This is a genomic window from Parasphingorhabdus litoris DSM 22379, assembly GCF_020906275.1.
In the GTDB taxonomy this organism is placed as follows: domain Bacteria; phylum Pseudomonadota; class Alphaproteobacteria; order Sphingomonadales; family Sphingomonadaceae; genus Parasphingorhabdus; species Parasphingorhabdus litoris.
This window is the reverse complement of sequence record NZ_CP086727.1, coordinates 2,086,537-2,111,421: the sequence shown is the minus strand read 5'-3', so window position 1 is coordinate 2,111,421 and position 24,885 is coordinate 2,086,537. Positions and strand designations below refer to the sequence as shown.

General features: G+C 51.7%; 24 protein-coding genes. 22 read left to right on the top strand and 2 right to left on the bottom strand.

Annotated elements, in window-relative coordinates; genetic code table 11:
* The first annotated feature begins 32 nt into the window (after positions 1-32).
* From BS29_RS10165 to BS29_RS10080, 18 genes are all read left to right on the top strand, one after another.
* Complete coding sequence (locus tag BS29_RS10165; RefSeq protein WP_229953545.1) at positions 33-1,265, top strand: NADH-quinone oxidoreductase subunit D; 1,233 nt, start codon at positions 33-35, stop codon at positions 1,263-1,265.
* Positions 1,262-1,444, top strand: coding sequence for a hypothetical protein (locus tag BS29_RS10160; RefSeq protein WP_229953544.1), 183 nt, complete (start codon positions 1,262-1,264; stop codon positions 1,442-1,444). Before BS29_RS10165 ends, BS29_RS10160 begins: the two co-directional genes overlap by 4 nt.
* A complete protein-coding gene (locus tag BS29_RS10155; protein ID WP_229953543.1) occupies positions 1,437-1,688 on the top strand; it encodes a hypothetical protein in 252 nt (83 codons plus the stop codon). Before BS29_RS10160 ends, BS29_RS10155 begins: the two co-directional genes overlap by 8 nt.
* A complete protein-coding gene (locus BS29_RS10150; protein WP_229953542.1) occupies positions 1,681-2,346 on the top strand; it encodes a complex I 24 kDa subunit family protein in 666 nt (221 codons plus the stop codon). The genes BS29_RS10155 and BS29_RS10150 overlap by 8 nt, the downstream gene beginning before the upstream one ends.
* 93 nt (positions 2,347-2,439) lie before the next feature.
* Entirely contained in the window at positions 2,440-3,750 is a 1,311-nt protein-coding gene (gene nuoF / locus BS29_RS10145; protein WP_229953541.1) for an NADH-quinone oxidoreductase subunit NuoF, read from the top strand.
* Positions 3,747-4,031, top strand: a complete 285-nt coding sequence (locus tag BS29_RS10140; RefSeq protein ID WP_229953540.1) for a hypothetical protein — start codon at positions 3,747-3,749, stop codon at positions 4,029-4,031. Before nuoF ends, BS29_RS10140 begins: the two co-directional genes overlap by 4 nt.
* The gene (gene nuoG / locus BS29_RS10135) at positions 4,024-6,036 is read left to right on the top strand and encodes an NADH-quinone oxidoreductase subunit NuoG (RefSeq protein ID WP_229953539.1); all 2,013 of its coding nucleotides are present in this window, start codon (positions 4,024-4,026) and stop codon (positions 6,034-6,036) included. Before BS29_RS10140 ends, nuoG begins: the two co-directional genes overlap by 8 nt.
* A complete protein-coding gene (gene nuoH / locus BS29_RS10130; RefSeq protein ID WP_229953538.1) occupies positions 6,033-7,085 on the top strand; it encodes an NADH-quinone oxidoreductase subunit NuoH in 1,053 nt (350 codons plus the stop codon). The genes nuoG and nuoH overlap by 4 nt, the downstream gene beginning before the upstream one ends.
* A complete protein-coding gene (gene nuoI / locus BS29_RS10125; RefSeq protein WP_229953537.1) occupies positions 7,082-7,567 on the top strand; it encodes an NADH-quinone oxidoreductase subunit NuoI in 486 nt (161 codons plus the stop codon). Before nuoH ends, nuoI begins: the two co-directional genes overlap by 4 nt.
* Before the next feature lie 38 nt (positions 7,568-7,605).
* Entirely contained in the window at positions 7,606-8,223 is a 618-nt protein-coding gene (locus tag BS29_RS10120; protein ID WP_229956852.1) for an NADH-quinone oxidoreductase subunit J, read from the top strand.
* Positions 8,220-8,525: an NADH-quinone oxidoreductase subunit NuoK gene (gene nuoK / locus BS29_RS10115; RefSeq protein WP_229953536.1), complete on the top strand. Its 306-nt coding sequence runs from the start codon at positions 8,220-8,222 to the stop codon at positions 8,523-8,525. Before BS29_RS10120 ends, nuoK begins: the two co-directional genes overlap by 4 nt.
* A 4-nt stretch (positions 8,526-8,529) precedes the next feature.
* Positions 8,530-10,533: an NADH-quinone oxidoreductase subunit L gene (nuoL, locus tag BS29_RS10110; RefSeq protein ID WP_229953535.1), complete on the top strand. Its 2,004-nt coding sequence runs from the start codon at positions 8,530-8,532 to the stop codon at positions 10,531-10,533.
* A complete protein-coding gene (locus BS29_RS10105) occupies positions 10,533-12,083 on the top strand; it encodes an NADH-quinone oxidoreductase subunit M (RefSeq protein WP_229953534.1) in 1,551 nt (516 codons plus the stop codon). Before nuoL ends, BS29_RS10105 begins: the two co-directional genes overlap by 1 nt.
* The gene (nuoN, locus tag BS29_RS10100) at positions 12,083-13,537 is read left to right on the top strand and encodes an NADH-quinone oxidoreductase subunit NuoN (RefSeq protein WP_229953533.1); all 1,455 of its coding nucleotides are present in this window, start codon (positions 12,083-12,085) and stop codon (positions 13,535-13,537) included. Before BS29_RS10105 ends, nuoN begins: the two co-directional genes overlap by 1 nt.
* Before the next feature lie 47 nt (positions 13,538-13,584).
* Positions 13,585-14,250 carry a biotin--[acetyl-CoA-carboxylase] ligase gene (locus BS29_RS10095; protein WP_229953532.1) on the top strand — a complete coding sequence of 222 codons (666 nt, stop codon included), beginning with the start codon at positions 13,585-13,587 and terminating at the stop codon, positions 14,248-14,250.
* 15 nt (positions 14,251-14,265) lie between these two features.
* Entirely contained in the window at positions 14,266-15,045 is a 780-nt protein-coding gene (locus BS29_RS10090) for a type III pantothenate kinase (protein ID WP_229956851.1), read from the top strand.
* 2 nt (positions 15,046-15,047) lie between these two features.
* The gene (locus BS29_RS10085; RefSeq protein WP_229956850.1) at positions 15,048-16,685 is read left to right on the top strand and encodes a ribonuclease J; all 1,638 of its coding nucleotides are present in this window, start codon (positions 15,048-15,050) and stop codon (positions 16,683-16,685) included.
* A 4-nt stretch (positions 16,686-16,689) separates the two neighbouring features.
* Positions 16,690-16,971 (top strand): DUF1467 family protein, encoded by a 282-nt coding sequence (locus tag BS29_RS10080; RefSeq protein WP_229953531.1) that lies wholly within the window; start codon positions 16,690-16,692, stop codon positions 16,969-16,971.
* 16 nt (positions 16,972-16,987) lie between these two features.
* Here the strand turns inward: BS29_RS10080 and BS29_RS10075 are convergent, their stop codons facing one another.
* Positions 16,988-19,276 carry a coiled-coil domain-containing protein gene (locus BS29_RS10075; protein ID WP_229953530.1) on the bottom strand — a complete coding sequence of 763 codons (2,289 nt, stop codon included), beginning with the start codon at positions 19,274-19,276 and terminating at the stop codon, positions 16,988-16,990.
* A 126-nt stretch (positions 19,277-19,402) separates the two neighbouring features.
* Here BS29_RS10075 and BS29_RS10070 point away from each other — a divergent pair, with 126 nt between their 5' ends.
* The 4 genes from BS29_RS10070 (at position 19,403) to BS29_RS10055 (ending at position 23,528) form a co-directional block, all read left to right on the top strand.
* Positions 19,403-19,711: an Hpt domain-containing protein gene (locus tag BS29_RS10070; RefSeq protein ID WP_229953529.1), complete on the top strand. Its 309-nt coding sequence runs from the start codon at positions 19,403-19,405 to the stop codon at positions 19,709-19,711.
* Positions 19,712-19,878: 167 nt separating this feature from the next.
* Complete coding sequence (locus BS29_RS10065; protein ID WP_229953528.1) at positions 19,879-21,021, top strand: hypothetical protein; 1,143 nt, start codon at positions 19,879-19,881, stop codon at positions 21,019-21,021.
* A 51-nt stretch (positions 21,022-21,072) separates the two neighbouring features.
* Entirely contained in the window at positions 21,073-22,128 is a 1,056-nt protein-coding gene (locus tag BS29_RS10060) for a hypothetical protein (protein WP_229953527.1), read from the top strand.
* Positions 22,128-23,528 carry a sensor histidine kinase gene (locus BS29_RS10055; RefSeq protein ID WP_229953526.1) on the top strand — a complete coding sequence of 467 codons (1,401 nt, stop codon included), beginning with the start codon at positions 22,128-22,130 and terminating at the stop codon, positions 23,526-23,528. The genes BS29_RS10060 and BS29_RS10055 overlap by 1 nt, the downstream gene beginning before the upstream one ends.
* A 52-nt stretch (positions 23,529-23,580) precedes the next feature.
* Here the strand turns inward: BS29_RS10055 and BS29_RS10050 are convergent, their stop codons facing one another.
* On the bottom strand, positions 23,581-24,810 hold the full coding sequence (locus BS29_RS10050; protein WP_229956849.1) for a citrate synthase: 1,230 nt from the start codon (positions 24,808-24,810) through the stop codon (positions 23,581-23,583).
* Positions 24,811-24,885 lie beyond the last annotated feature (75 nt).

The following is a 24,885-nucleotide window of genomic DNA, read 5'->3' as shown; positions in this document are numbered from 1 at the left end:
GAAGATGGTGATGATAAGGGAGCCAAGGCATAATGGCTGATTATCTCGATGAAATGGATGGCATAGCAGACGAGGCTGATCCCACCGTTGGTGATCTGGAAATCCAGAATTACACAATCAACTTTGGTCCACAACATCCCGCAGCACACGGCGTTTTGCGGCTGGTGATGGAGCTGGACGGCGAAGTTGTTGAGCGGGTAGATCCTCATGTTGGTCTGCTCCATCGCGGCACTGAAAAGCTGATCGAGCATAAAACCTATTTGCAGGCTCTGCCCTATTTCGACCGGCTGGATTATTGTTCCCCGCTGGCCATGGAATATAGCTATGTGCTGGCTATTGAGAAGCTGCTCGATCTTGAAGTGCCATTGCGCGGACAATATTTGCGGGTTTTGTTCGCGGAACTGACGCGCATCTGCAACCATATGCTCAACATCGGTGCCCATGTCATGGACGTTGGCGCGATGACCCCCAATATCTGGGTGTTTGAAATTCGCGAGCAATGTCTGGCCTTTTTTGAGCGGGCTAGCGGTGCCCGTATGCACAGCGCCTGGTTCCGGCCCGGCGGCGTGCATCAGGATGTACCGCTGAAGTTGCTCACTGATATTGCTGATTGGCTGGATGAATTTCCGTCCTTTTTCGAAGACGCGATGAGTCTCGTCATAGACAACCGTATCTTCAAGCAACGTAACGTGGATATCGCCACGGTTTCAAAAGATGACGCAGTGCGTTGGGGCTTTTCGGGCCCGATGATCCGCGGAAGCGGTGTGGCCTGGGATCTCCGCAAGTCGCAGCCTTATGATGTTTATGACCGCATGGAATTTGACGTACCGGTGGGAACGCGTGGTGATTGCTATGACCGTTTCATGGTCCGGGTTGAGGAAGTGCGTCAGTCCGCGCGTATCATGCGGCAGTGTTTGAACGAGATGCCCGATGGTCCGGTCGCGAGCACTGACCGCAAGGTGGTTCCACCAAAGCGCGGTGAAATGAAGCAATCGATGGAAGCGCTGATCCATCACTTTAAACTCTATACCGAAGGCTTTCACGTTCCCGCTGGCGAAGTTTATGTTGCAACCGAAAGTCCCAAAGGGGAGTTCGGCGTCTATCTTGTCAGCGATGGCAGCAACAAGCCTTATCGTTGCAAGATCCGCCCAACGGCCTTCTCGCATTTGCAGGCGATGGACTTCATGACCAAAGGGCATATGCTGCCTGACGCCACGGCCATTTTGGGTGCGATGGATATTGTGTTCGGGGAGTGCGATCGGTGATTGGTCGCGAGATCATCATTTTTATTGCGGCATTCGCAGGCTTTGCGTCACTTGTGGCGGGTTATCTTGTGGCGTTTCACGGAGAGGTGAGCCTCAAGGAAACGCTGTCGACCGCCTTCGCGGCGGTTGTCGGGCTTTATGCGGGGCGGTATCTCGAGCGGAGATTGCGCCATGGCTGATGCTCCTGACACATCAAAAAGATGGCGCCTCGGCATGGGCGCTACGGTCTTTGTGATCGTGGCTATCATGTTGCTCTGGGAATTGTGGCAGCCGGCAAATATGCTTTGGAATATCATCTTGTTGACGATGACGGTGGGCATCATTGTCGCCGGGTTCTGGTTAAACATATATTTCTCAAAACATTGGGACGAAATCGGGGAAGCGCGTTTTGATACGCGAAACAAAAGTGATGTAGATGGCTGAAGCTCCAAACATACCTGATGAACTTGAAGTGCGCGCCAAGTGGGGCGATTTCAAATTCACGTCAGCGAACGAAAAACTCGCCAAATGGCAGATCGCAAAATATCCGGAAGGGCGCCAGAAATCGGCGGTTATGGCCTTGCTTGATCTCGCCCAGCGTCAGGTTGGCGCGGATACCGAAACACAGGGCTGGCTGCCGGTTCCGGTGATCGAATATGTCGCCGCTTATTTAGACATGCCCTATATGCGCGCTTATGAAGTCGCGACCTTCTATACCATGTATAATCTCGCGCCGGTTGGCCGTTTCCATGTTCAGGTTTGCGGCACCACGCCCTGCATGCTGCGCGGCAGCGACGACGTGATGGCGGCCTGCAAGAATAAAGGCATGGCCAAGGGCAAAACGACACCGGATGGCCTGTTCACGCTGACCGAAGTTGAGTGCATGGGCAATTGCTCCAACGCCCCGATGGTCCAGATTAACGACGATAATTACGAAGATCTCGATTACGATATCATGACACGGATCCTCGAAGACCTTGCCGATGGCAAAGAGATTCCGGTCGGTTCACAAATCGGTCGTAAGACCAGTGAACCCAAAGGCGGTCCGGTTGTCCTGAAAGAGATGGTCAAGGCCAATCATGACTATCGGGAGGAGTGGTAAGATGCTGCTCGACGGATATGCAGGATGGGTTGCGCTGGCAGTTGTCGCCATTGCGGTTGCGGGTGGTCTTTGGGGCCGCAGGAGTAAGAAATAATGGCTTTTGACTTTCTCCAGGACAAAGACCGGATCTTTACCAACGTCTATGGCTTTCAGTCATGGGACTTGAAGGCTGCGCAGAAACGCGGCGATTGGGACAATACCGCCGATATCATCAAGCGCGGCAATGACAAGATTATCAACGAGATGAAGGAAAGCGGCCTGCGCGGTCGTGGCGGTGCGGGTTTTCCGACCGGCCTGAAATGGTCCTTCATGCCGAAAGAGTCACCGGATGGGCGACCGAGCTTTCTGGTCATCAATGCCGATGAATCCGAACCCGGCAGCTGCAAGGACCGTGAAATCCTGCGCAATGATCCGCACAAGCTGATCGAGGGCGCTTTGATTGCCGGTTTCGCCATGCGGGCTCGCGCGGCTTATATCTATATTCGCGGCGAATATATCATGGAAGCCAAGGTCATGGAGGCGGCCGTCAAGGAAGCCTATGACGCTGGGTTGATTGGCAAGAATGCGGCCAAATCCGGCTATGATTTCGACGTCTTCGTCCATCGCGGTGCAGGCGCCTATATCTGCGGTGAAGAAACCGCGATGATCGAAAGCCTGGAAGGCAAAAAAGGCCAGCCGCGGCTGAAACCGCCATTTCCTGCCGGAGCAGGACTTTATGGTTGCCCAACGACTGTCAACAATGTGGAATCCATTGCGGTTGTTCCGACCATCATGCGGCGCGGCGCGCCCTGGTTTGCGAGTTTCGGGCGGGAGAATAACAAGGGCACGAAATTGTTCCAGGTTTCCGGCCATGTTGAAAAACCGGCCGTGTTTGAAGAAGCCATGTCGATCCCGTTCCGTGATATGATTGAGAAACACTGCGGCGGCATTACCGGCGGGTGGGACAATCTGCTCGCGGTTATTCCGGGTGGTTCGTCCGTGCCTCTGGTGCCTGCCGAGCAGATCATGGATGCACCGATGGATTTTGACGGCTTGTCGGAGCTAAAATCGGGCCTCGGCACGGCAGCGGTGATTGTCATGGACAAGTCTACCGATATCGTCCGCGCGATTTCAAGGTTGTCCTATTTCTACAAACATGAAAGCTGCGGTCAATGTACGCCTTGCCGGGAAGGCACAGGCTGGATGTGGCGCGTCATGGAACGCCTACGTGATGGCGATGCAACGATTGAAGAAATCGATACGCTGCATGAAGTGACCAAGCAGGTCGAAGGGCATACGATTTGTGCATTGGGCGACGCTGCGGCGTGGCCAATTCAGGGGCTTATACGTCATTTCCGGCCAGAGTTGGAGCGGCGGATTCGCGAGAATAGCGGTGCTGAGCCAGTAATGGAGGCGGCGGAGTGAAACACCTTGTTTACAGAGATCGCATTCACAAGTCGGGCAGATTGGTGGGGCAAGTTGAAAAATATTGGCCGGACCATGACAGTAGAGGCCTCTATGAATTAGCTGATCCTGATTTTGGTAAAGAAAAGCATCACAAAAAGAATGCTATTTATGCAGGCAGCGAGGCCGCTGCGGTATCTTTGGTGAAAAGATTTGGATTTCACCTTAGAATGCGGGGTCATTTGACGGGTCAAAGAAATTTGATTTCGCCGGAAGAAATCAAGGATACGCCCAATGCCTAAAGTCACCGTAGATGGCGTCGAACTTGAGGTTCCACAGGGCGCAACCGTGCTGCAGGCCGCTGAGCTTGCCGGTAAGGAAATTCCGCGCTTCTGTTATCATGAGCGTCTGAGCATCGCTGGCAATTGCCGCATGTGTCTGGTGGAGGTTAAGCCCGGACCGCCGAAGCCGCAGGCGAGCTGTGCGCTGCCCGCTGCCGAGGGACAGGAAATCCGCACCGATAGTGAAATGGTCAAGAAAGCGCGTGAAGGGGTGATGGAATTTCTTCTCATCAACCACCCGCTGGATTGTCCTATTTGCGATCAGGGCGGCGAGTGCGACTTGCAGGACCAGGCCATGGCCTATGGTAAGGGCGGATCGCGCTATGATGAGAATAAGCGCGCGGTAACCGAGAAATATATGGGGCCGGTGGTCAAGACGATCATGACCCGCTGTATTCATTGCACCCGCTGTGTTCGCTTTGCTGAAGAAGTCGCTGGCGTGGAAGAAATCGGCGCCATTGGACGCGGCGAGGGGATGGAGATCACATCCTATCTTGAAGGCGCCGTGCATAGCGAATTGAGCGGCAACGTCGTTGACCTATGTCCGGTCGGCGCGCTGACCAGCAAGCCTTATGCATTTGAGGCCCGCCCTTGGGAGCTGACCAAGACCATGGGCATCGACGTCATGGACGGTGTCGGCACCAATATCCGGATCGATAGCCGCGGCCGCGAAGTGCTGCGCGCTCTGCCACGGGTTAATGATGATGTGAATGAGGAATGGGCGACTGACAAGACACGTCACGCGATTGACGGGCTGATGAAGCGCCGTCTCGACCAGCCTTATATTCGGCAGAATGGTAAATTGCTTCCCGCCAGTTGGAACGAAGCCTTTGAAGCCATTGCGGCGGTCAAGGCCGGCAGTTCCGTCGCAGCCATTGCCGGTGATCTGGTGGATTGCGAAACCATGTATGCGACCAAGCGGTTGCTGAAATCCATGCGGTCCGATATGCTCGAAGGGCGTCAGACCGGCCTGTCTTATGACGTATCCAATCTCGCGGCGGTCAATTTCAACACGACCATTGCGGGCATTGAAGAAGCCGATGTGATCGTGCTGGTCTCGACCAACCCGCGCTGGGAAGCGTCGCTGGTCAACACGCGTATTCGTAAAGCTGTTCGTAAGGGCGGCGCAAAAGTCTTTGGCATTGGACCAGAGGCGGATCAGACTTATCCGGTGGAATGGCTCGGCGATGATATGGGCTTGCTGGCCAAGTTGCCCAAGGCTGCCGCGGATGCCTTGAAAGATGCCGAGAAACCGGCGCTCATCCTGGGCGGAGGCGCATTGAGTGTCGAAGGCGCGCATGGCGCAGCATTGAAACTGGCAGCGAAATACAAGCTGATCCGAGATGACTGGAATGGTTTCAACGTGCTGCATATCGGTGCTTCGCGCACCGGCGGGTTGATGCTTGGCTATGCCTATGATGGAGGGATCAAGGCCATTGCAGCGAAAAAGCCGAAACTGCTCTTTTCGCTTGGTGCTGACGAAATGGATTATGCGCCGTTTGATAAGAGCTTCAAAGTCTATATCGGGCATCATGGCGACGCGGGCGCTCATGCAGCGGACGTGATCCTGCCAGCGGCAGCCTATACCGAGAAAAACGGCACTTATGTCAATCTGGAAGGGCGCGTACAGCGCTCCAACAAGGCGATTTTTGCTCCCGGCGATGCGCGGGAAGACTGGAGCATTTTGCGGGCTCTGTCTGATGTGATGGGCAAGACGCTGCCCTTCGACAGTTTTGAAGAGCTGCGCAGCAAAATGTACAAGGATCATCCGGAAATGGCGGAAGAAGGTCTTGTGTCCTTTGATTGGTCACCACCCGCGGGATTGGCCGACAAACCCAAAGGGAAGGGCGTCCATCCGATCAAGGATTTCTACCTCACCAACAGCATCGCTCGCGCCAGCGCTACAATGCAGCGCTGTTCGGCCGAATTGCTGCATGGTGATGATATGCTGGAGGCCGCGGAATGACCGAATATCTCCAATCGACTTTTCTCGGCCCCGAACTTGGCTGGTTTGTAGCTACGTTGGCGCTGATATTGTTGATTGCGCTGCCGCTGTTGCTGGCCGTGGCGATGATCATCTATGTTGACCGCAAGATTATCGCGGCCGTGGCGCTGCGTCGTGGCCCCAATGTGGTTGGGCCATTCGGTCTGCTGCAGAGCTTCGCCGATGGTTTGAAAGTGTTCCTTCAGGAAACCATCATTCCATCCGGGGCCAATAAAGGCCTGTTTCTGCTAGCGCCGATTATTACATTCACGGTCGCTTTGCTGGCCTGGGCGGTTATTCCGTTTAGCGAGGAAATGGTCCTCTCCAACATCAATATTGGTGTGCTTTACATTCTCGCGATCAGCTCGCTTGGCGTTTATGGTGTTGTGATTTCCGGTTGGGCGAGTAACTCTAAATATCCGTTTTTCTCGGCCATGCGTGCGGCCGCACAGATGATTTCCTATGAAGTCTCGATTGGCTTCATCCTGATATCGGTGGTGTTGTTTGCTGGTACGTTCAATCTCAATGAGATTATCAAAGCGCAAGAAGGGCATATTTTTGGAGCGGTGAATGCTTATGGGCTTAATCCGCTGCTCTTTCCGATGGCGGTCATGTTCTTGATCAGCTCGATGGCGGAAACTGCGCGCGCGCCCTTCGATCTGACCGAAGCGGAGAGCGAACTGGTCGCGGGTTATCAGACCGAATATTCGTCCATGTCCTTCGCGCTGTTCTGGCTCGGGGAATATGCCAACATCCTGCTGATGTGTGCGCTTAACGTTATCCTGTTCTGGGGCGGATGGTTGCCGCCAGTTGATTGGGAACCGCTTTATGCTGTGCCTGGCATTATCTGGTTCTTCTTGAAGATATTCGTCTTCTTTTTCATCTTCAGTTGGGCATGGGCCACAGTACCGCGTTACCGTTATGATCAGCTCATGCGTCTGGGTTGGAAAGTCTTCCTACCGATCAGCATATTCTGGGTATTTCTGGTCAGCGGATATGTAATGATCGATAAATTTGGGTGGCCGCTATGAGCATCGCACAAACCATAAAAGCCTTTACGCTTTGGGAAATATTAAAAGCGCACGCATTGACGCTGAAATATTTCTTCAAAAAGAAGAAGACGATCAACTATCCCTATGAGAAGAACCCGATTTCGCCGCGGTTCCGGGGAGAACATGTGCTGCGCCGCTATCCCAATGGAGAAGAGCGTTGTATTGCTTGCAAGCTATGTGAAGCCGTCTGTCCGGCACAGGCGATCACAATCGAGGCCGAGCCACGCGACGATGGCAGCCGCCGTACGACACGCTATGACATCGATATGACCAAATGTATTTACTGTGGTTTCTGCCAAGAAGCCTGTCCGGTAGATGCCATTGTTGAGGGGCCGAATTTTGAATATTCGACCGAGACACGCGAAGAACTAATCTACGACAAAGCCAAATTGCTTGAAAATGGTGACAAATGGGAGCGAGCGATCGCATCCAACCTTGCCGCCGACGCGCCCTATCGTTAAGGCGCTGACAGGATTCTAAGGGGGTTACGGAAACCGTTATAATGCAAATATTTGCTTTCTATCTGTTCGCATCGGTCGTCATCGCCAGTGCCGCCTTTTGTATCTTTGCGCGCAATCCCGTGCACAGCGTTTTGTGGCTGATTTTGGCGTTTTTTAACGCCGCTGGCCTGATGTTGCTGGTGGGTGCGGAGTTTATCGCGGCCTTGTTGGTCATTGTCTATGTTGGTGCAGTCGCGGTGCTGTTCCTGTTCGTTGTTATGATGCTCGACATCGATTTCGCTGAACTGCGCGCTGGTTTTATGAAAAATCTGCCGCTGGGTTTGTTGCTGGCAATCATATTAGCGGCAGAATTTATCATTTTTGGTGCTCTGTCCTGGTCATCTGAAGGCATGGGTGAAGCCAATGCGGTGGTTGGACCTCCAGCGGGCGGGCCTTCAAATATCGAGGCGCTGGGCACGTTGCTTTACACCAAATATGTATTCTTGTTTGAAGCCGCTGGCATGATCTTGTTGGTCGCCATGGTTGGCGCCATTGTCCTCACCAATCGCAAACGTGGCGGTGTACGGATCCAGAACATTCAAGAGCAGGTCAATCGGCGTCCGGAAGACGCCACGCGCAATACACAGCCCGAGGTAGGCAAGGGGGTCGAGCTATGATCGGCATAGAACATTATCTGGTGGTCAGTTCCATCTTGTTTGTGATGGGAATGCTCGGCATTTTTCTGAATCGCAAAAATATCATCATTATCTTGATGGCAATTGAACTGATCTTGCTCGCTGTAAACCTCAACTTGGTCGCATTCAGTGCTTTTCTTGGCGATATGACAGGTCAGGTATTTGCGATGCTGGTCCTAACTGTGGCTGCTGGTGAAGCAGCCATCGGGCTCGCCATATTGGTCATTTATTTCCGTCAGCGCGGCACGATCGCCGTTGACGATGTCAACCGGATGAAGGGTTAGGGACTTGACGATCCAGCTTATCGTTTTCCTGCCTTTGCTGGCAGCAATCGTCGCAGGCTTTGGCAATCGCATGATTGGCAATGTGCCCGCGAAATTTGTTACGACCGCGGCTTTGTTCGTTTCCTGCGCGCTGAGCTGGCCGATCTTTATCGACTATATCTTGCTGTCTCGCGCTGCTGAAGTAGTGCCAGTGCTGACCTGGGTGCAGTCCGGTGATCTCAATTTTGAATGGTCACTGCGGGTCGATGCCCTGACCGCTGTTATGCTGGTTGTGGTGACCACGGTTTCAGCTTTGGTCCATCTCTATAGCTGGGGTTATATGGATGAAGACCCCGACCAACCGCGGTTTTTCGCCTATCTGTCGCTCTTTACCTTTGCGATGTTGATGCTGGTGACAGCCGACAATCTGGTGCAGATGTTCTTTGGTTGGGAAGGCGTTGGTCTTGCTTCCTATCTGCTGATCGGCTTCTGGTTCAAAAAGCCGAGCGCCAGTGCGGCGGCGATAAAGGCCTTTGTGGTCAACCGGGTCGGTGACCTTGGCTTCATGCTCGGTATTTTCGGAACATTTCTTGTGTTCGGTACCGTGTCCATTCCGGAAATTCTGGAAGCGGCGCCTGCGATGGCAGGATCGACCATTACTTTTGCGGGCATGCGGCTCGATACGATGACGATTCTGTGTTTGCTATTGTTTATCGGTGCGATGGGCAAGTCAGCGCAACTGGGACTGCACACTTGGCTGCCTGATGCGATGGAAGGGCCGACACCTGTGTCTGCTTTGATCCATGCCGCGACGATGGTCACCGCTGGCGTATTCATGGTTTGCCGCTTATCACCCATGTTTGAAACCAGCGATGTAGCGTTGACGGTGGTGACCGTGGTCGGTGCCTGTACCGCGATTTTTGCCGCGACGGTTGGTCTGGTCCAGCATGATATCAAGCGTGTGATTGCTTATTCGACCTGCTCACAGCTCGGCTATATGTTCTTTGCTGCTGGTGTTGGTGCCTATAGCGCGGCGATGTTCCACCTGTTTACCCACGCTTTCTTCAAGGCGCTTCTGTTCCTTGGTGCGGGTTCGGTAATCCATGCAATGCATCACGAGCAAGACATGCGTTATTATGGCGGTCTCCGGAAAGAAATACCGTTGACCTTCTGGACGATGATAGCGGGTACATTGGCAATTACTGGTGTCGGGATCGTTGGTCTTGGCGGTTTTGCCGGTTTCTATTCCAAAGATGCCATTATCGAAGCTGCATTTGCGAGTGGCACAAGCACTGGGCAATTTGCCTTTGCCATTGGTGTTCTGGCGGCCTTGCTCACTAGCTTCTACAGCTGGCGTCTGATGTTCCTGACATTCTGGGGCACGCCGCGCTGGATCCAGTCTGAGCATATTCAACATAGCGTGCACAAAACGCCCGAGACGGCCGAAGACTCAACCGGCGGTTATCATCCGCATGAAAGCCCGATGTCGATGTTGATCCCGTTGGGCGTGCTTGGTTTTGGGGCGATTGCAGCAGGCTTTCTGTTCCACAACCAGTTTATTGATGCGACCGAAGGATTCCGCTTCTGGGCTGGTAGCTTGGCTTTTGATCGGCATCTAATGCATGCGATCCATGAGGTGCCTTATTGGGTCAAACTATCTTCAACATTTGCGATGCTCATTGGATTGATTACTGCGTTCCAGCTTTATTTCCGTGGCAAAGATCGCCCGGCGCGGCTCGCTTCGACATTTCAGCCTGTCTATAATTTCTTCTTCAACAAATGGTATTTTGACGAGCTCTATGATCTCATCTTTGTACGCCCGGCTTTCTGGTTCGGACGATTATTCTGGAAAACCGGTGATGAGGGGACGATTGATCGCTTTGGCCCCAATGGTGTCGCGGCTGTTGTCGCTGCTGGTTCGGGTATCGCGAAACGGTTCCAGACCGGATATCTGTATAGCTATGCGCTTGTTATGCTGCTCGGATTGGCGGCTGCTGTCACCTGGCTTATTGTGCGGGGGGCGAACTGATGAACCAGCTTGATTTCCCGATCCTGTCGCTAATGATGGGGCTGCCCATGCTGGCGGCCATCATTTGCCTGTTCTTGGGTGCCCATGCAGCCCGGTTGCTGGCGCTTGTGACAACCTTGGTGCTCTTCGCGCTCGGAGTGGTTCTTTGGGCCAATTACGATATTGGCGGTCCGCAATGGCAATATGTTGAGCGGATTGATCTGTTTGGCAATTTTGCCTGGGCGCTCGGCATAGACGGCATCTCGATGATGCTGATCATGCTCACGGTCTTCCTAATGCCAATTTGTATCGGTGCCAGCTGGGAGTCGATCAAGGAGCGTGTCGGCGAATATATGGCGGCATTCCTGTTCATGGAAGTGCTGATGATCGGTGTGTTTGCAGCGCAGGATATTTTCCTGTTTTACATTCTATTCGAGGCAGGCTTGATCCCGATGTATCTGATTATCGGTATCTGGGGTGGCACCAACCGGATTTACGCCAGTTACAAATTCTTCCTCTATACGTTGCTGGGCTCCGTTGTGATGCTGATCGCGATGCTGTGGATGGTGCAGGATGCTGGTACGAGCGATATTCCCACGCTGCTCAACTATGACTTTGCGCCGGAAGCACAAACCTGGCTCTGGTTGGCCTTTTTCGCGAGCTTTGCCGTCAAAATGCCGATGTGGCCAGTACATACCTGGTTGCCCGATGCCCACGTGCAGGCACCGACCGCCGGTTCTGTGATCTTGGCGGGCGTATTGCTGAAAATGGGTGGCTATGGCTTCTTGCGCTTTTCGCTGCCCATGTTCCCGGAAGCATCCGAGCAGTTTATCTGGTTGATTTTCGCCTTCTCCATGGTTGCGGTGATCTACACGTCATTGGTTGCGCTGGTGCAAGAGGACATGAAGAAGCTGATTGCCTATTCTTCGGTCGCCCATATGGCGATTGTTACTTTGGGGCTGTTTGCTTTCAACCGTCAGGGCATTGAAGGTGCGATTATTGTCATGCTCAGTCACGGTCTGGTATCGGGCGCACTCTTCCTGTGTGTTGGTGTGATATATGATCGCCTGCACACGAGAGAAATTAGCCGTTACGGTGGGCTTTCGATCAACATGCCAAAATATGCGCTGCTGTTCATGCTGTTCACTATGGCATCGATTGGTCTACCCGGCACCAGCGGATTTGTTGGTGAGTTCCTATCGCTAGTCGGTCTTTACAAGGTGAATAGCTGGGTCACGCTGGTTGCAACGACCGGTATTATTTTGGGCGCCGGTTACATGCTTTATCTCTATCGCCGGGTCGCTTTTGGTGAACTGGTGCATGATGACGTGAAGGCAATGCCGGATCTATCTGCTCGTGAAATGGCGCTATTGGCACCTATCGCAGCTGCAGTCATGTGGATGGGTGTTTATCCGGAAAGCTTTTTGGCACCGATCCGCGGAGATGTAGGTACACTGGTCGCGCGAATTGATCGCGCCGCGCCGGAGGGGGATGCGCATTTGAAAATGGGTCAAGCGAAGGCGGCAACCAAAGGCCATGGGGCCGAAGCCAGTCATGGGGAGTCGCACTGATGGATTACAGGCTTTCACTGATATTCACGCTGCCCGAGATCATTCTTGCAGTCAGTGGTTTGATCTTGTTGTTGGTCGCTGCCTGGGGCGGCGCTAAATCTGCGCGCTTGATCACAATTTTATCGGTTGCTGCTCTATTTGGAGCATCTGCTTATGCATTTGAATTTTTGACAAACCCATCTTTTGAATTTGGCGGAGACGCGTTTTACGGCCTCTATCGTATGGATGGTTTCGGCAGTTTTGCGAAACTGTTGATCTATTTCGCTGCGATTATATCGCTGATCGTGGCCCCACGCTTTTTCAAGGACGGGGGCGCTTATCGTCCGGAATATCCGATACTGATCCTGTTTGCGACAATCGGTATGGGCATGATGGTGTCCGCGGCTGACATGATGACCCTTTATATCGGGTTGGAGCTCAACAGTCTTTCCGCCTATGTTTTGGCAAGTTTTGTCAGAAATGATGTGCGTTCATCAGAAGCCGGTTTGAAATATTTCGTACTCGGCGCCTTGGCCAGCGGGATGTTGTTATTCGGTATTTCGCTTGTTTATGGTTTTGCGGGATCCACTAGCTTCTCGGTTATTGGCGACACGCTGACCGGAAAATTGTCCACCGGACCACTTATCGGAGTGGTGCTGGTTCTGGCTGGGCTGGCGTTCAAGATTAGCGCGGTGCCTTTCCACATGTGGACGCCGGACGTTTATGAAGGTGCGCCCACCCCAGTCACCGCCTTTTTCGCGAGCGCTCCTAAAGTCGCCGCTATCGCGCTGACCGTGCGCGTGATTATCGACGCCTTTGGTAGCCAGACATCAACATGGCAACAGATTATCGTATTCGTAGCGCTGGCTTCAATTGTACTGGGTGCCGTTGCGGCGATCGGGCAGCAAAATATCAAACGCTTGCTTGCGTTCAGTTCGATCAACAATGTCGGTTTCCTTTTAATCGGTTTGGCTGCGGGTACGGCGCAGGGCATTTCTGCAATGCTTTTCTATCTGGTGATTTATGTCGCCATGACGTTGGGCAGCTTTATCTGCGTTATGGAAATGCGGGATACTGAAGGCAAACCGCTTGAAACTCTATCCAGTCTTGCTGGCTTGTCGCAGACTCGTCCGGGCCTTGCTGCGGCCTTTGCCGTGTTCATGTTCTCGCTTGCTGGTATTCCACCGCTGTTCGGTTTCTGGGGCAAATTCCTTGTCTTTGATGCCGCCGTGGCAGCAGGTATGCTCCCACTCGCAGTGATCGGTATCGCGGCCTCAGTTATTGGTGCCTTTTACTATATCAAAGTCGTCAAGATCATCTATTTCGATGATCCTGCCGGTGCTATTGCTCAGACCGGCCATAAGACTGAAAATGGTTTGATAGCGCTGATGGCCCTGGCGGTTTCTCCTCTTGGTTATCTGGCCATTCCGGTTCTGGCTCCTGTCACTGCAACCGCGGCTCAGGCTTTATTCTGACCTTTAATATCGAAACAATCGCCGAAACCGCATCGACTAATGCGGACATGAAAGCACGTGCCAAATCGGGTGCCGTTGAGGGAAGTTGGCTACGTGCTGAAAAACAAAACGGCGGTGTCGGGCGAATGGGGCGCAGATGGGAGAGCCCGAAAGGTAATCTCTATTGTAGTACGATAGTGAACTGCCGTATCGGTGATCCTGCGCCTTTGACATTGTCTTTTGTAGCAGCACTCGCCGTATATGAGACGATCAACGCGCATCTTCCACATGATGAGATCTGGTTGAAATGGCCCAATGATATATTGGTATCTGGTTCGAAAATTTGTGGAATTTTGCTCGAAGGCGCCGGTGATTCGGTTGTCGTGGGCATTGGCGTAAACGTCGCGATTGCTCCAGAGGTCGAGGGGCGGGTTGTTACCAGCCTGCATAAGGAGGGAGCTGATCCTGAGCTGACCGCCTCTGCATTTCTGGAATCTTTGGCACAAAATTTTATGGATGTGCTGATTAGATGGAGGCAGTCGGGTCTGGCTGCGATCTTGGATGTATGGCAACAAAATGCCCATCCAGTGGGAACACGCTTATCAACAAGCGATGCCCACGGAATCCGCGTGGACGGCGAATATGCTGGCCTTTCGAATGACGGTGCACTGCGCTTGAGAAAGCCGGACGGAACGCTTATCGAGATACATGCTGGCGATGTTGAAGTCGGTTAGAAGAAAGGTTCAATGATGCTGCTCGCAATAGATGCAGGTAATACGAATGTTGTGTTCGCGCTTTTTGAGGGGTCAGAAATAAAGGCCCGTTGGCGCATCGCTACAGATCCGCGCCGCACTGCCGATGAATATGTGGTTTGGTTACGACAATTGCTTGAGTTGAATGATTGGAGTTTGGATTCTGTCGATGCCGTAATTATCGGTACCGTTGTTCCCCGGGCTCTTCATAATCTAACCGTGTTGTCCGAGAAATATTTTGGCGTGACGCCGCTTGTAGCAGGTCGCGGAGATGCCGAATGGGGTGTCGCGTTGGATGTTGCGCAACCGGACACGGTGGGAGCCGATCGTGTGCTGAACATTATCGCAGCGCATGAGACCTACAAACAAGATATTGTGATCATCGATTTCGGAACCGCTACGACTTTTGATGTTGCCGATTATGACGGCGCCTATAAAGGCGGCGTTATCGCGCCGGGTATCAATCTCTCGCTTGATGCATTGGTCGGTAAAACAGCGCAATTGCCGCGCATCGCGTTAGAAGCACCAGACGATGACAATGTCATTGGCCGCACAACAGAAAGCCAGATGCTGATTGGTATCTTTTGGGGCTATGTTGGAATGATCGAGGGATTGGTCCAACGTACAAAAGTTCAAATAGGGCGCCCAACAAAGGTTATCGCGACGGGAGGCCTGTCCGTGCTATTTGATGAACATACTGACGTATTTGATCATCTTGAGTCCGACCTTACGCTACGCGGCCTGTTAATCCTCTACCAGAGAGCAACCAACACCTAATGATAAAACCAAAAAACGAACTTCTCTTCCTGGCTCTTGGCGGGTCGGCGGAGATTGGCATGAACGTCAATCTATATGGCTGCGATGGTAAATGGGTCATGGTCGACCTTGGTATGACTTTTTCAGATCCGGCCTATCCCGGCATTGATCTTGTCTTGCCAGACCTGGAATTTATCGAGAAGCAATCGAAAAACCTGCTGGGGATTGTGCTGACCCATGGTCATGAGGACCATATTGGGGCGATTCCTTATTTTGCAGGTGAACTGGATGTTCCGCTCTATGCGACGCCTTTTACCGCCGGTTTAATACGGCGAAAACTGGAAGAAGTAGGCCTGGAGAATGATGTTGAATTGAACATCATCCCGAATGAAGGAAGCTTCGATCTTGGGCCTTTCGGTTTTCGTTATTTGCCGCTTGCGCACAGCATCGCAGAAGGCAACGCGCTGCTGATCGACACGCCTTATGGCAAAATATTCCATACTGGCGATTGGAAGTTGGATGAGGAACCCATGTTGGGAATACCATCTACACCTGAGCAGCTTACCGCTGTCGGTGATGATGGCATCCTGGCGATGGTTTGTGACTCGACAAATGTCTTCAATAATGCTCCGTCGGGTTCAGAAGGCGATGTTTATCGCAATCTCATGCGGGTCGTTGAAAATCTTGATAATCGCGTATTGGTAACGACATTTGCCTCCAATGCCGCTCGACTGCAAACGCTTGGCGAGGTTGCGAAAAACTCTGGTCGGCAGTTATGTGTCGCTGGACGGTCATTGGACCGGATGATCGAAAATTCTCGCGAAAATGGCTATCTGAAAGACTTTCCTGCAACGGTGAGCTTCGATGATGCGATGAATATTCCGCGCGATGAAATCATGATTATCGCAACGGGCGGGCAGGGTGAGGCGCGGGCAGCACTGGGCCGGATCGCTGGTGATACACATACAATCAAGCTGACTGAGGGCGATCACGTCCTTTTCTCGTCCAAACAAATACCGGGTAATGAGATTGCCATTGGTCGTATTCAGAATCAGTTGGCAGCCAAAGGTGTCGTCATGATTACTGATCGACAGGAGCATATCCATGTATCGGGACATCCCGGTCGTCCGGAACTGGCCGAAATGTATAAATGGATCCGTCCAGAGATATTGGTGCCCGTCCATGGTGAAATCCGTCATATGAAAGAGCAGGCGCGCTTCGCCATAGAGCAAGGTGTTCCCAAAACGATTTTTCAGCAAAATGGCGATGTAGTTCGTCTGGCGCCTGATGGCCCGAAAATACTGCGCCAGGAGAGAACAGGGCGACTTGTTGTTGATGGAGATGTCATTATTCCAGCAGATGGCAAGACGCTTAACGAGCGGCGGAAAATCGCCTATAATGGGATGATTTCCGTGGCGATAGGTCTCGATCCTAAGGGCAAAGTCTCAGGACAGCCATCGCTTCGTCTGTCAGGTGTTCCGTTGGAGGAAGATGAAGAAGATTTTCTCGATGAGATTTATAACAAAATTACTGAGACTTACAGGAAGCCAATTGGTGATATCGACCGGTTTTCTGAAGAAGTGCGCTTGATGGTCCGGCGTAGTGCAACGGAATGGACCGGAAAGAAACCTATTGTTGCGGTATTGGTAGTAGAGGCCTGATCCTATGGAATGGACATCTATCCTTGCGATTTATGTTTTGTTTTGGGTGATCTCAGCCTTCATCATTCTGCCTTTCGGTATTCGCAATCATGCGGAAACGGGGGTTGAAATGGTCAAAGGGCAAGCAGATGGAGCCCCAGTCAATTTCAAGCCGGGCAGGGTTCTACTCTACACGACATTGCTCGCCACATTTGCGTTTATCTTGTTCTATTTTAACTACACCAACCACTGGGTTACAGTCGAAGATATCGATTTCTTCGGGAGTATTGAGCGGATACGTGGCTAACTTTGGTTGCGATTAACTAGCTACGAAGGCGTTCGATTGCTTGTGCCAATGCGACATATAGTTTGCCGATGTCAGATGACAGCAAAGTAACACTTACCGCACTTCCGTCTCGGGTTGCCAGGACACCGCGGAGCATCGTTTCAAAGTCGTGAATATAGCGGTTTACATGTTCGCGGAACTCGGAGTTGCTGTCATATTCTGATAATATTTCGCGGACCTCTCCGGCATCGAGCAGGCGTACCGCCCGACGGGTGAAGATACCGCGATCTCCTTTCAGATAAGCGGCCCATTCGGTGTCGGTTACCTCGTTCGACAGCAATTTGGTCACGTCTATGGCAGTGGAGTTGAGTGACTCGGTGAGTGACGCAACCCGGCGCGTGAAATTCTCTTCACTGCTCTGCTCCGCTTTTTCTTTCGCGAACAAAATGCGTTGTTCCAGCTTGACCGTCATTTCCTCAATTGCGTTGAGCTGGCTGGTCAGATGACCTGCGGTCGACTCAGTTGTGGCGACGGCATTGGAAACAGCTTTTTCCAGCTTGGGTGCGATCGACGTTATCTTCTCGTCGATAATCTTGTTGAGAGCTTCTTCACTGACCTTCTCAAAGGCTTCCGCAGAGCCGGATATGGATTTCTCCAGAGCTTCTCGAGAATGCTCGGACGCTTGTCTTGCTGTTTCTTTTACACGAAGCAGCGCGCTGATCAGTTTTTCGCCAGCACTTTCTGCCAAAGCCTCATTTTGATCACGAACATCTTGCAACTCTTTCGCCAAGCCATCGATTTTTCCGAGAACATTGTCGGTCGCGATATTTCCATCATGACTTAGTTTGGCGAGCTTCGCCCGTTGTTCTTCAATGGCTTCATCTGATTTTTCAATTTTCGCCGTGACTTCTTCAGTAACAGTGCCAACTTTTGCCGCCTCTTCGGTCATGCGGTTAAATGTGGCAAAACTGCTTTCAGTTTTCTCATTCATCCGCTCAAACGCAGCCGGCAATGTTTCATCAAGCTCTCTGGCACTGCTGTCCAACGCAACCAACAACTGCTCAATACGCTCGATCATGCCATCGGCTGTGCCATGACCTTCTTCGATCGATTTTTTGAGTGCATCGCTATTCTGCTCCAGCGCAGTCATGGCAAAGGCAAGTTTTGCGGTTTTTTCACCGCTTTCATTGTCGAGCGTTTCCACTTTGGTGGAAATCTCGAGGATATTTTCATTCAGACCGGCAACCAAATCCTTGAGGCGTGTTTCTTCGTCATCCGCCGCTTTGCCAACTGTCACCAGCGTCTCTTCCAAAGCCGCGAGGTCTGCCTTGATGGCCTGTGAACTTTCTGATGACTCGGTGGCCAATTCCGCGCGCGTTTTATGCAGCGCTTCGATAACTTCGGTGGATGCGTTCTTTAAAACCCCGGCAATGCGGTTGGTGCCGGTTTCGGCCTCAGACAATTGCGCAGTGAATTTCTGCTTAATGTCTTCTGCTGTTTTTGCGAGATTCTCTAAAGATTCCTCAGACCGATGATTTAACTCATCGAGGCTCTCTTTAGCCGCCGTTCCAACATCGCCTACGCGCTTGAGCGTGGTGACCATCGCTGCAATTTCGGCTTGAGCGGATCGCCCAGAATTGCCGATCTGGTTGGTTACATCTTTAGCGGTGTTGATAACCACAGGCAGATGTTCGCGCAGCTGTTCAAGATTTTTGTAAGCAGCGCCGCCGACATCATCGAGCTTTTTCATTTTGGACAAGCCATCACTGAGAGCGGATTTTATGTTACTCGCTGCATTGTTCAATTTCTCGGAAGACTGGCTACCCAGTGTTTCCAATTCTCTCGTTTCACCGGCCAGAAACTCACGTGCCATTGCCAGCTCGTTATTGACTGTCTTTAGACGAAATTCCAGCTGCTCGGATTCGGCGCGCAGAGATGATCCCACATCATCAAAGCGTTTTGCCTCCCGCGTGCTGTTCCTCATATAGAGCAAATAGAGCACCGCGAGGGTGGCAACCGGCATACAATATTGCGAGAAAAGGTCGATTCCGCCTTTCATGGAAGGAATCACGGAAAAAATCTCTTGATTGACCCAGAGGAATAAGCCTGTCCAAATGGCGATGGAGATTCCCAATAGTGTCGGTGCGACATAATGGGACTTTGAAGCAGAACTTACTTCTTCATCCGCATAATGGCTCCACTCTTCATCGCTATCGGCCCCGTCAACTTGTTGATTTGTATCGATTTCCTCCTCGCTCTCACGATCATCATCGCTGAGCTCAAGGGCTTCTTCGCCATCAGTTTCATCAATCTCGACATGTTCCATGTGAGGCTCCGTGCCCCGGTCACGCCTAATTCCGATAATTTTTGATCCACCTGTCATGATTCTCATTTACCATTAAATGTCGCCGGGAGAAACTATAAGTTAACCATGGCACCGTAGAAAAGCCTCATGTCATTTGATTATGGAGCGCTCGACGCGGCATTGGCCGCTGCTGTAGGTGACGATCAGTCCCTAATTGCTGAGCTACGCACGGCCTTTTTAGAGAGCGCGAAACGGCAGGTTGATCTGCTGCATCGGGCCCGTTGTGATGCCAACTGGCACTATGCTGCATGGCGTTTGAAGGGCTTGGCGGCCAGCTTTGGAGCCAGGCAAGTTCTCTTGTTGGCAGAAGAAGCAGCAACCGCTGCGCCAGGCGAGCCAACTGTTTTGAGACGGCTAGAGCAGGCAATTAAGACGATCGAAGATCATCGAGACTGAAAATACAGTCTAACAGCGCACGGCTATGAGCAGATATCGCTTTTATGCTCCATCTCTAAATCCTATATGAAGCTTAAGTCGTTCGGCTAGCTAATTGGGATATTTCATTGAGACTGGCATTAATTTCACTATCGGCCGAAACTTCTGCGGGAGATCCGCCAGCAGGGATGTTACCTCTTTTTGACCGCAATATTCTCTCGAAACAGGTTGAGTCAGCGATGCGAATGGGGGCAGAGAAGATCATTCTGCTGAGCCCAACTATGCACGGCGGCCTCCTGCAATATGCCGACGGATTGCGGAATAGCAACGTTAAGATCGATATTGTTCGAAATGCTTCAGATTTGCAGGAATATCCCACGCAGGGCAGCGATCTTGTCTTTCTTGCCGATGGTGTTTTTCCTGATGAAGCCATTGAACGGAAGCTGTCTGCGGCATCGGAAGAGCTAATTTATGTTGTTTCCAACGCTGATGAGTATCAAAATTTTGAGCGTATCGACCTTACTCATAGATGGCTTGGTATTGCCGTTTTAAGGTCGGAACGCTTGTCAGAAATTGCAGAAATCCCGGATGATTGGGATGTCGGATCGGCATTACTTCGAACCGCAGTCCAAGCGGAATGCAAACGTGAATTGGTTTCAGATGCCGATATGCAGATGGATGCGGTTCCCCGCTTGCAACAAGCCGAGGAGAGCGCAGCTTATGCCATTCGGCAGTTGAATATAGTCAAGATACCCAAGCAAAATTGGCTTGATCGGTTCGCCATCTGGCCGTTGATGCGAAAGATCATTCCTTTGCTTTGGAAATCGCCCGGTGCGAAAAATTACACTGGTTTTGCAAGCTTGGGGGCTGGCTTGATTGCATTGATAATGGCGCTATTCGGTTGGCCTGTTCTGTCACTAGGCTTGCTATTGACCGGTTCTTTGGCAATTATGCTTCATCGCCGTCTTTCAATTTTTTCCCGACAGGATCAAAGAACCGACTTGGTAGGTCTTTGTTTTCATCTGCTGGCAGCAGCCGTCTTGACAGTTGCGGTCGTCCATTATGCGCGGGTGGAATCATTATTCGCCCATATAACCATATTGCTTTTGCTCTTCGGAATTCTGTGGATCATTTTCGCAGAACCAGAAGGTCGTCATCTGAATGGACTTTTCCCCGATATTCCATTGATATTACTGATTTTATTTCTAGCCGCGGCATTGAATATTTTTTTGTTTGGGCTTTATTTTGCTCCGCTATTCTGTCTCTTGTTTATTATCGCTAAACAGCGACTTAGTTCAACCGATCAAGAGCGCACAGATCCTATCGCATAGTGGATGTTGCACTTAGCCAGATATTAACCACATTAGCCTAGGGGTAACTCCATGGCGACACGAGACTTTTCAATGGAACGGAATCCAGGCGTTGGGCTTGTTCAGCAAGCTTCTGCAATTGGCATTTCCAGCGGGTATATCGCGGATGATCTTGCGTCCGCTTTATTTCCAAAATCAGAGGTTATTCTGACTGATCGGATGTTGTCCAATGGGCGTCAATATCTTCGCACCATTGTTCAGGAAATAGAAACTGAAATTTGCATGATCGCAGCTGAAGATTTCGGTATGCAGCAAGATATCGTTATCGAGATTGGAAATAGTGGCCGCGTTCATAGCTATGGGTTGTTGCAAAATGCCGGCCTGCTCGAAAGTAAGACGTTGCTCGATAATGTCTTTACCTGTGTGCAGCGTGCGGAACTAAACACGCGTCTGTTGCAACGCGTATCCCAAGCCGATCTTGAGGCGGTATTGACGCGTTATCTGGATGATGAAGATGCCTCGGTTGCTGACGCTGCGATGGCCCTGTTGGTCGCGCAAAGCCGTGCCAGCGCAGGATCCGGTTCCTTGCAAGCCCATATCGCGAATTTGCCTGCCGACATCTTGTTTGCACTGACTTGGCCGGTAACCGCAGCACTCCAGAAAATGTCAGGTGACGAAGGTCAAGAACTGACAAAAGCTGCGGAAAAATTGCTCAGCCAACATGACGAAGGGATTGCAACGCCAATTCGGGCGGCGAGACTGGCGCAGCTTGTAGACGAAGTAGCGGAGGGAAAACAGGAACCTCATCCCATACATGATGGGTTGGATCTATTTTTTGCTCGTATTGCAAGACGTTCGGGATTGTCTGTCGATCAGCTCATTCTGTTTACGGCAGAACCAAATATGGTTCGTTTGGTTTTGACCATGCGCGCAATAGAAATTCCAGCTGATCATGCGCTGTCAATTTTCGGTGCGCTGGATGCCGGTGGGCAGGTGTTGACCCGTGCCTCCTATGAAGAAATCGAAACAGAAAAAGCCAAGCAACTGGTTGCTAGCTGGTCCACCAATGCACTCTATCAGAATGCGCAGCATCAGCTAAATGCGCATCTTTCGGGTTTGCCAGCTTGATGACGAAGTCGGGCAATCTTGCCGAGCCTGTGCGCGGGCAATTGGATGCTAATGGTTGCCTGGTCTCGGCAGATCCGCCGCTGCTGCGTTTGCATTTGCATTGCGGTGGATATGAAGGCGGACCTCTCGCTATTCCTCAATTGTTGAATCTTTGCCGCCTAAGTCGTCAACTGGACATGAATCTGTCACGTCCGGTGCAGGCTGCCGACGAGGAAAATCTGATCAGCATGTGGGTTGAAATTCGACTTCTGCGCGGACAGCATGAGGGGGCGATTGCGATCAGCATTGTTGATTGGAAGGAGTCACCAGCGCCTTCGACAAATCGCGAAGAGCCAAGTCGTAGAAGGGATTTCGATCGCTTGAACGGGCGGGGTTCCATCCGCACCGATGCTTCTTTACGGATCATGGCCCTATCATTGCCCGGTGATTTGGATGCGATTGAAAATTACGTTGGTCACTCCCTTTTGGATGTTCTCGAATTTGTAGAGCCATCAAAACAAAGCGTATTGATTGAGTCTATTTCAGAGCGTCAACCTGTGCGGGGACAACATGTCCGGCAGAGGCAAGGTAAAAAGTCATTCTATACGCTTTCCGGACAACCGTTGATCGACAATGAGGGACTTTTCTCTGGCTATCGGTTTTCGCTTGAACTGGACCAAGAGCGTGAAGCGGATGAAAATCGAGACGACACAGAAACGCGGTTCGGTGAAGGCGATCTGATCAGTGACTCTCTTTTTGGTTCACAGCTCGGACCGGCATTGCGTCAGCCACTAGGCAAAATCATTGCCAATGCAGAAACAATTGGCAGTCGGTTGGAAGGTCCCCTGCGTGGCGACTATTCCAACTATGCAAAAGACATTGCCTCGGCAGGCCGCCATCTGATGGACTTGGTCAATGATCTCTCTGATCTAGAAGCCATTCAGCGGACAAGCTTTTCGGTTGCGGCAGATGATATCGACCTGGTGGACCTCGCTCATCGCGCCGCTGGCTTGCTTGCGGTCAAGGCAGCGGATCATCAGATCCGAATTGATCTTCCGGAGAAAGACTTGAAAATGCCTGTGAGAGGTGAATTTCGTAGAGTTCTTCAAATATTGGTGAATCTGATTGGCAATGCGATCCGGTATTCACCTGATGGTTCGGTAATCAAATTGCGAGTGGCGTCAGAAGGTGAGTTTTCTGCAGTTACCGTCCGCGATCAGGGCGATGGGATCGCTGTAGAAGATCAACAACGTATATTTGAAAAATTTGAAAGATTGGGACGTTCCGGTGATGGTGGCAGTGGGCTGGGATTGTTTATTTCCCGCCGTTTAGCAAACGCCATGGATGGGAGCCTGACCGTCGAGAGCGCCGTGGGTAAAGGTTCTACGTTCAAGCTTAGCCTGCCGTCGCGTACGATTTAGGCACAAAAAAGGGAGCGGTTAGACTCCCTTTTTATCTCATATCTACATAAAGTTAGCGCTTGTCGATGTCGACATAGTCACGCTGTGTTGGCCCCGTGTAAAGCTGACGCGGACGTCCGATCACCTGGCCAGGATCAGAAATCATTTCGTTCCATTGGGCAACCCAACCAACCGTCCGGGCCAGCGCGAAGAGCGCGGTAAACATAGAGGTTGGGAAACCGATGGCGGAAAGAATGATGCCGGAATAGAAGTCCACGTTCGGGAACAGCTTCTTCTCTTTGAAATAGTCGTCGTTGAGCGCCATTTCTTCGAGCTGCAGAGCAACTTCAAACACTGGGTCAGAGACTTTCAATGCATCAAAGACTTCGCGCACAGTTTTCTGCATAACAGTCGCACGCGGGTCATGGTTTTTGTACACGCGGTGACCAAAGCCCATCAGGCGGAATGGGTCATTCTTGTCTTTCGCGCGTTCAATATATTCAGGAATCCGGTCCGGATGGCCGATTTCGTGGAGCATGTTAAGTGCGGCTTCATTGGCACCGCCATGGGCAGGGCCCCAGAGGCAAGCAATGCCGGCTGCGATACAGGCAAATGGGTTGGCGCCAGATGAACCGGCGAGACGCACAGTGGACGTCGAAGCATTTTGTTCGTGGTCGGCATGGAGGATAAAAATCCGGTCCATTGCTTTTTCAACGGCAGGAACAACTTCATAGGGTTCGGCAGGAACGCCAAATGTCATGCGCAGGAAATTGCCGGTGTAAGACAGGCTGTTATCTGGATGCATGAAGGGCTGACCAACGGCATATTTGTAGGCCATTGCCGCGATGGTCGGCATTTTAGCGATCAACCGGTGACTTGCGATCATCCGTTGTTCGGGATCGCTGATATCCGTGCTGTCGTGATAGAAAGCCGATAGCGCACCAACGACACCGCACATGATTGCCATCGGATGAGCATCGCGGCGAAAGCCGTTGTAGAAGGTTGAGAACTGATCATGCAGCATCGTGTGGCGCGTGATCGTATTTGTGAAGTCAGCATATTCATCTGAAGTCGGAAGCTCGCCGCGCAGCAGCAGATGGGCCACTTCCATGAAGCTGCTTTTTTCAGCCAATTGGCCAATGGGATAGCCGCGATGAAGCAAGACGCCTTCACCGCCATCGATAAAGGTCAATTCCGATTCACAGCTGGCTGTTGACTTGAAGCCTGGATCGTAAGTGAAGGCACCAGTTTGCCCATAAAGTTTCCGAATATCAACGACATCCGGCCCTTCGGTACCCTGCATCACGGGAAATTCGTAGTTCTCGCCGCCTAGGCCGAATGATGCGCTATTGTTGCCCACAATATTGTCCTTTCTGCT

Coding starts and splice junctions, on each gene's coding strand:
- BS29_RS10165 (WP_229953545.1), top strand. CDS start 33: ATGGCTGATTATCTCGATGAAATGGATGGCATAGCAGACGAGGCTGAT.
- BS29_RS10155 (WP_229953543.1), top strand. CDS start 1,437: ATGGCTGATGCTCCTGACACATCAAAAAGATGGCGCCTCGGCATGGGC.
- BS29_RS10150 (WP_229953542.1), top strand. CDS start 1,681: ATGGCTGAAGCTCCAAACATACCTGATGAACTTGAAGTGCGCGCCAAG.
- nuoF (WP_229953541.1), top strand. CDS start 2,440: ATGGCTTTTGACTTTCTCCAGGACAAAGACCGGATCTTTACCAACGTC.
- nuoG (WP_229953539.1), top strand. CDS start 4,024: ATGCCTAAAGTCACCGTAGATGGCGTCGAACTTGAGGTTCCACAGGGC.
- nuoH (WP_229953538.1), top strand. CDS start 6,033: ATGACCGAATATCTCCAATCGACTTTTCTCGGCCCCGAACTTGGCTGG.
- nuoI (WP_229953537.1), top strand. CDS start 7,082: ATGAGCATCGCACAAACCATAAAAGCCTTTACGCTTTGGGAAATATTA.
- nuoK (WP_229953536.1), top strand. CDS start 8,220: ATGATCGGCATAGAACATTATCTGGTGGTCAGTTCCATCTTGTTTGTG.
- BS29_RS10105 (WP_229953534.1), top strand. CDS start 10,533: ATGAACCAGCTTGATTTCCCGATCCTGTCGCTAATGATGGGGCTGCCC.
- nuoN (WP_229953533.1), top strand. CDS start 12,083: ATGGATTACAGGCTTTCACTGATATTCACGCTGCCCGAGATCATTCTT.
- BS29_RS10095 (WP_229953532.1), top strand. CDS start 13,585: ATGAAAGCACGTGCCAAATCGGGTGCCGTTGAGGGAAGTTGGCTACGT.
- BS29_RS10090 (WP_229956851.1), top strand. CDS start 14,266: ATGCTGCTCGCAATAGATGCAGGTAATACGAATGTTGTGTTCGCGCTT.
- BS29_RS10080 (WP_229953531.1), top strand. CDS start 16,690: ATGGAATGGACATCTATCCTTGCGATTTATGTTTTGTTTTGGGTGATC.
- BS29_RS10075 (WP_229953530.1), bottom strand. CDS start 19,276: ATGGAACATGTCGAGATTGATGAAACTGATGGCGAAGAAGCCCTTGAG.
- BS29_RS10070 (WP_229953529.1), top strand. CDS start 19,403: ATGTCATTTGATTATGGAGCGCTCGACGCGGCATTGGCCGCTGCTGTA.
- BS29_RS10065 (WP_229953528.1), top strand. CDS start 19,879: ATGTTACCTCTTTTTGACCGCAATATTCTCTCGAAACAGGTTGAGTCA.
- BS29_RS10060 (WP_229953527.1), top strand. CDS start 21,073: ATGGCGACACGAGACTTTTCAATGGAACGGAATCCAGGCGTTGGGCTT.
- BS29_RS10055 (WP_229953526.1), top strand. CDS start 22,128: ATGACGAAGTCGGGCAATCTTGCCGAGCCTGTGCGCGGGCAATTGGAT.
- BS29_RS10050 (WP_229956849.1), bottom strand. CDS start 24,810: ATGCAGGGTACCGAAGGGCCGGATGTCGTTGATATTCGGAAACTTTAT.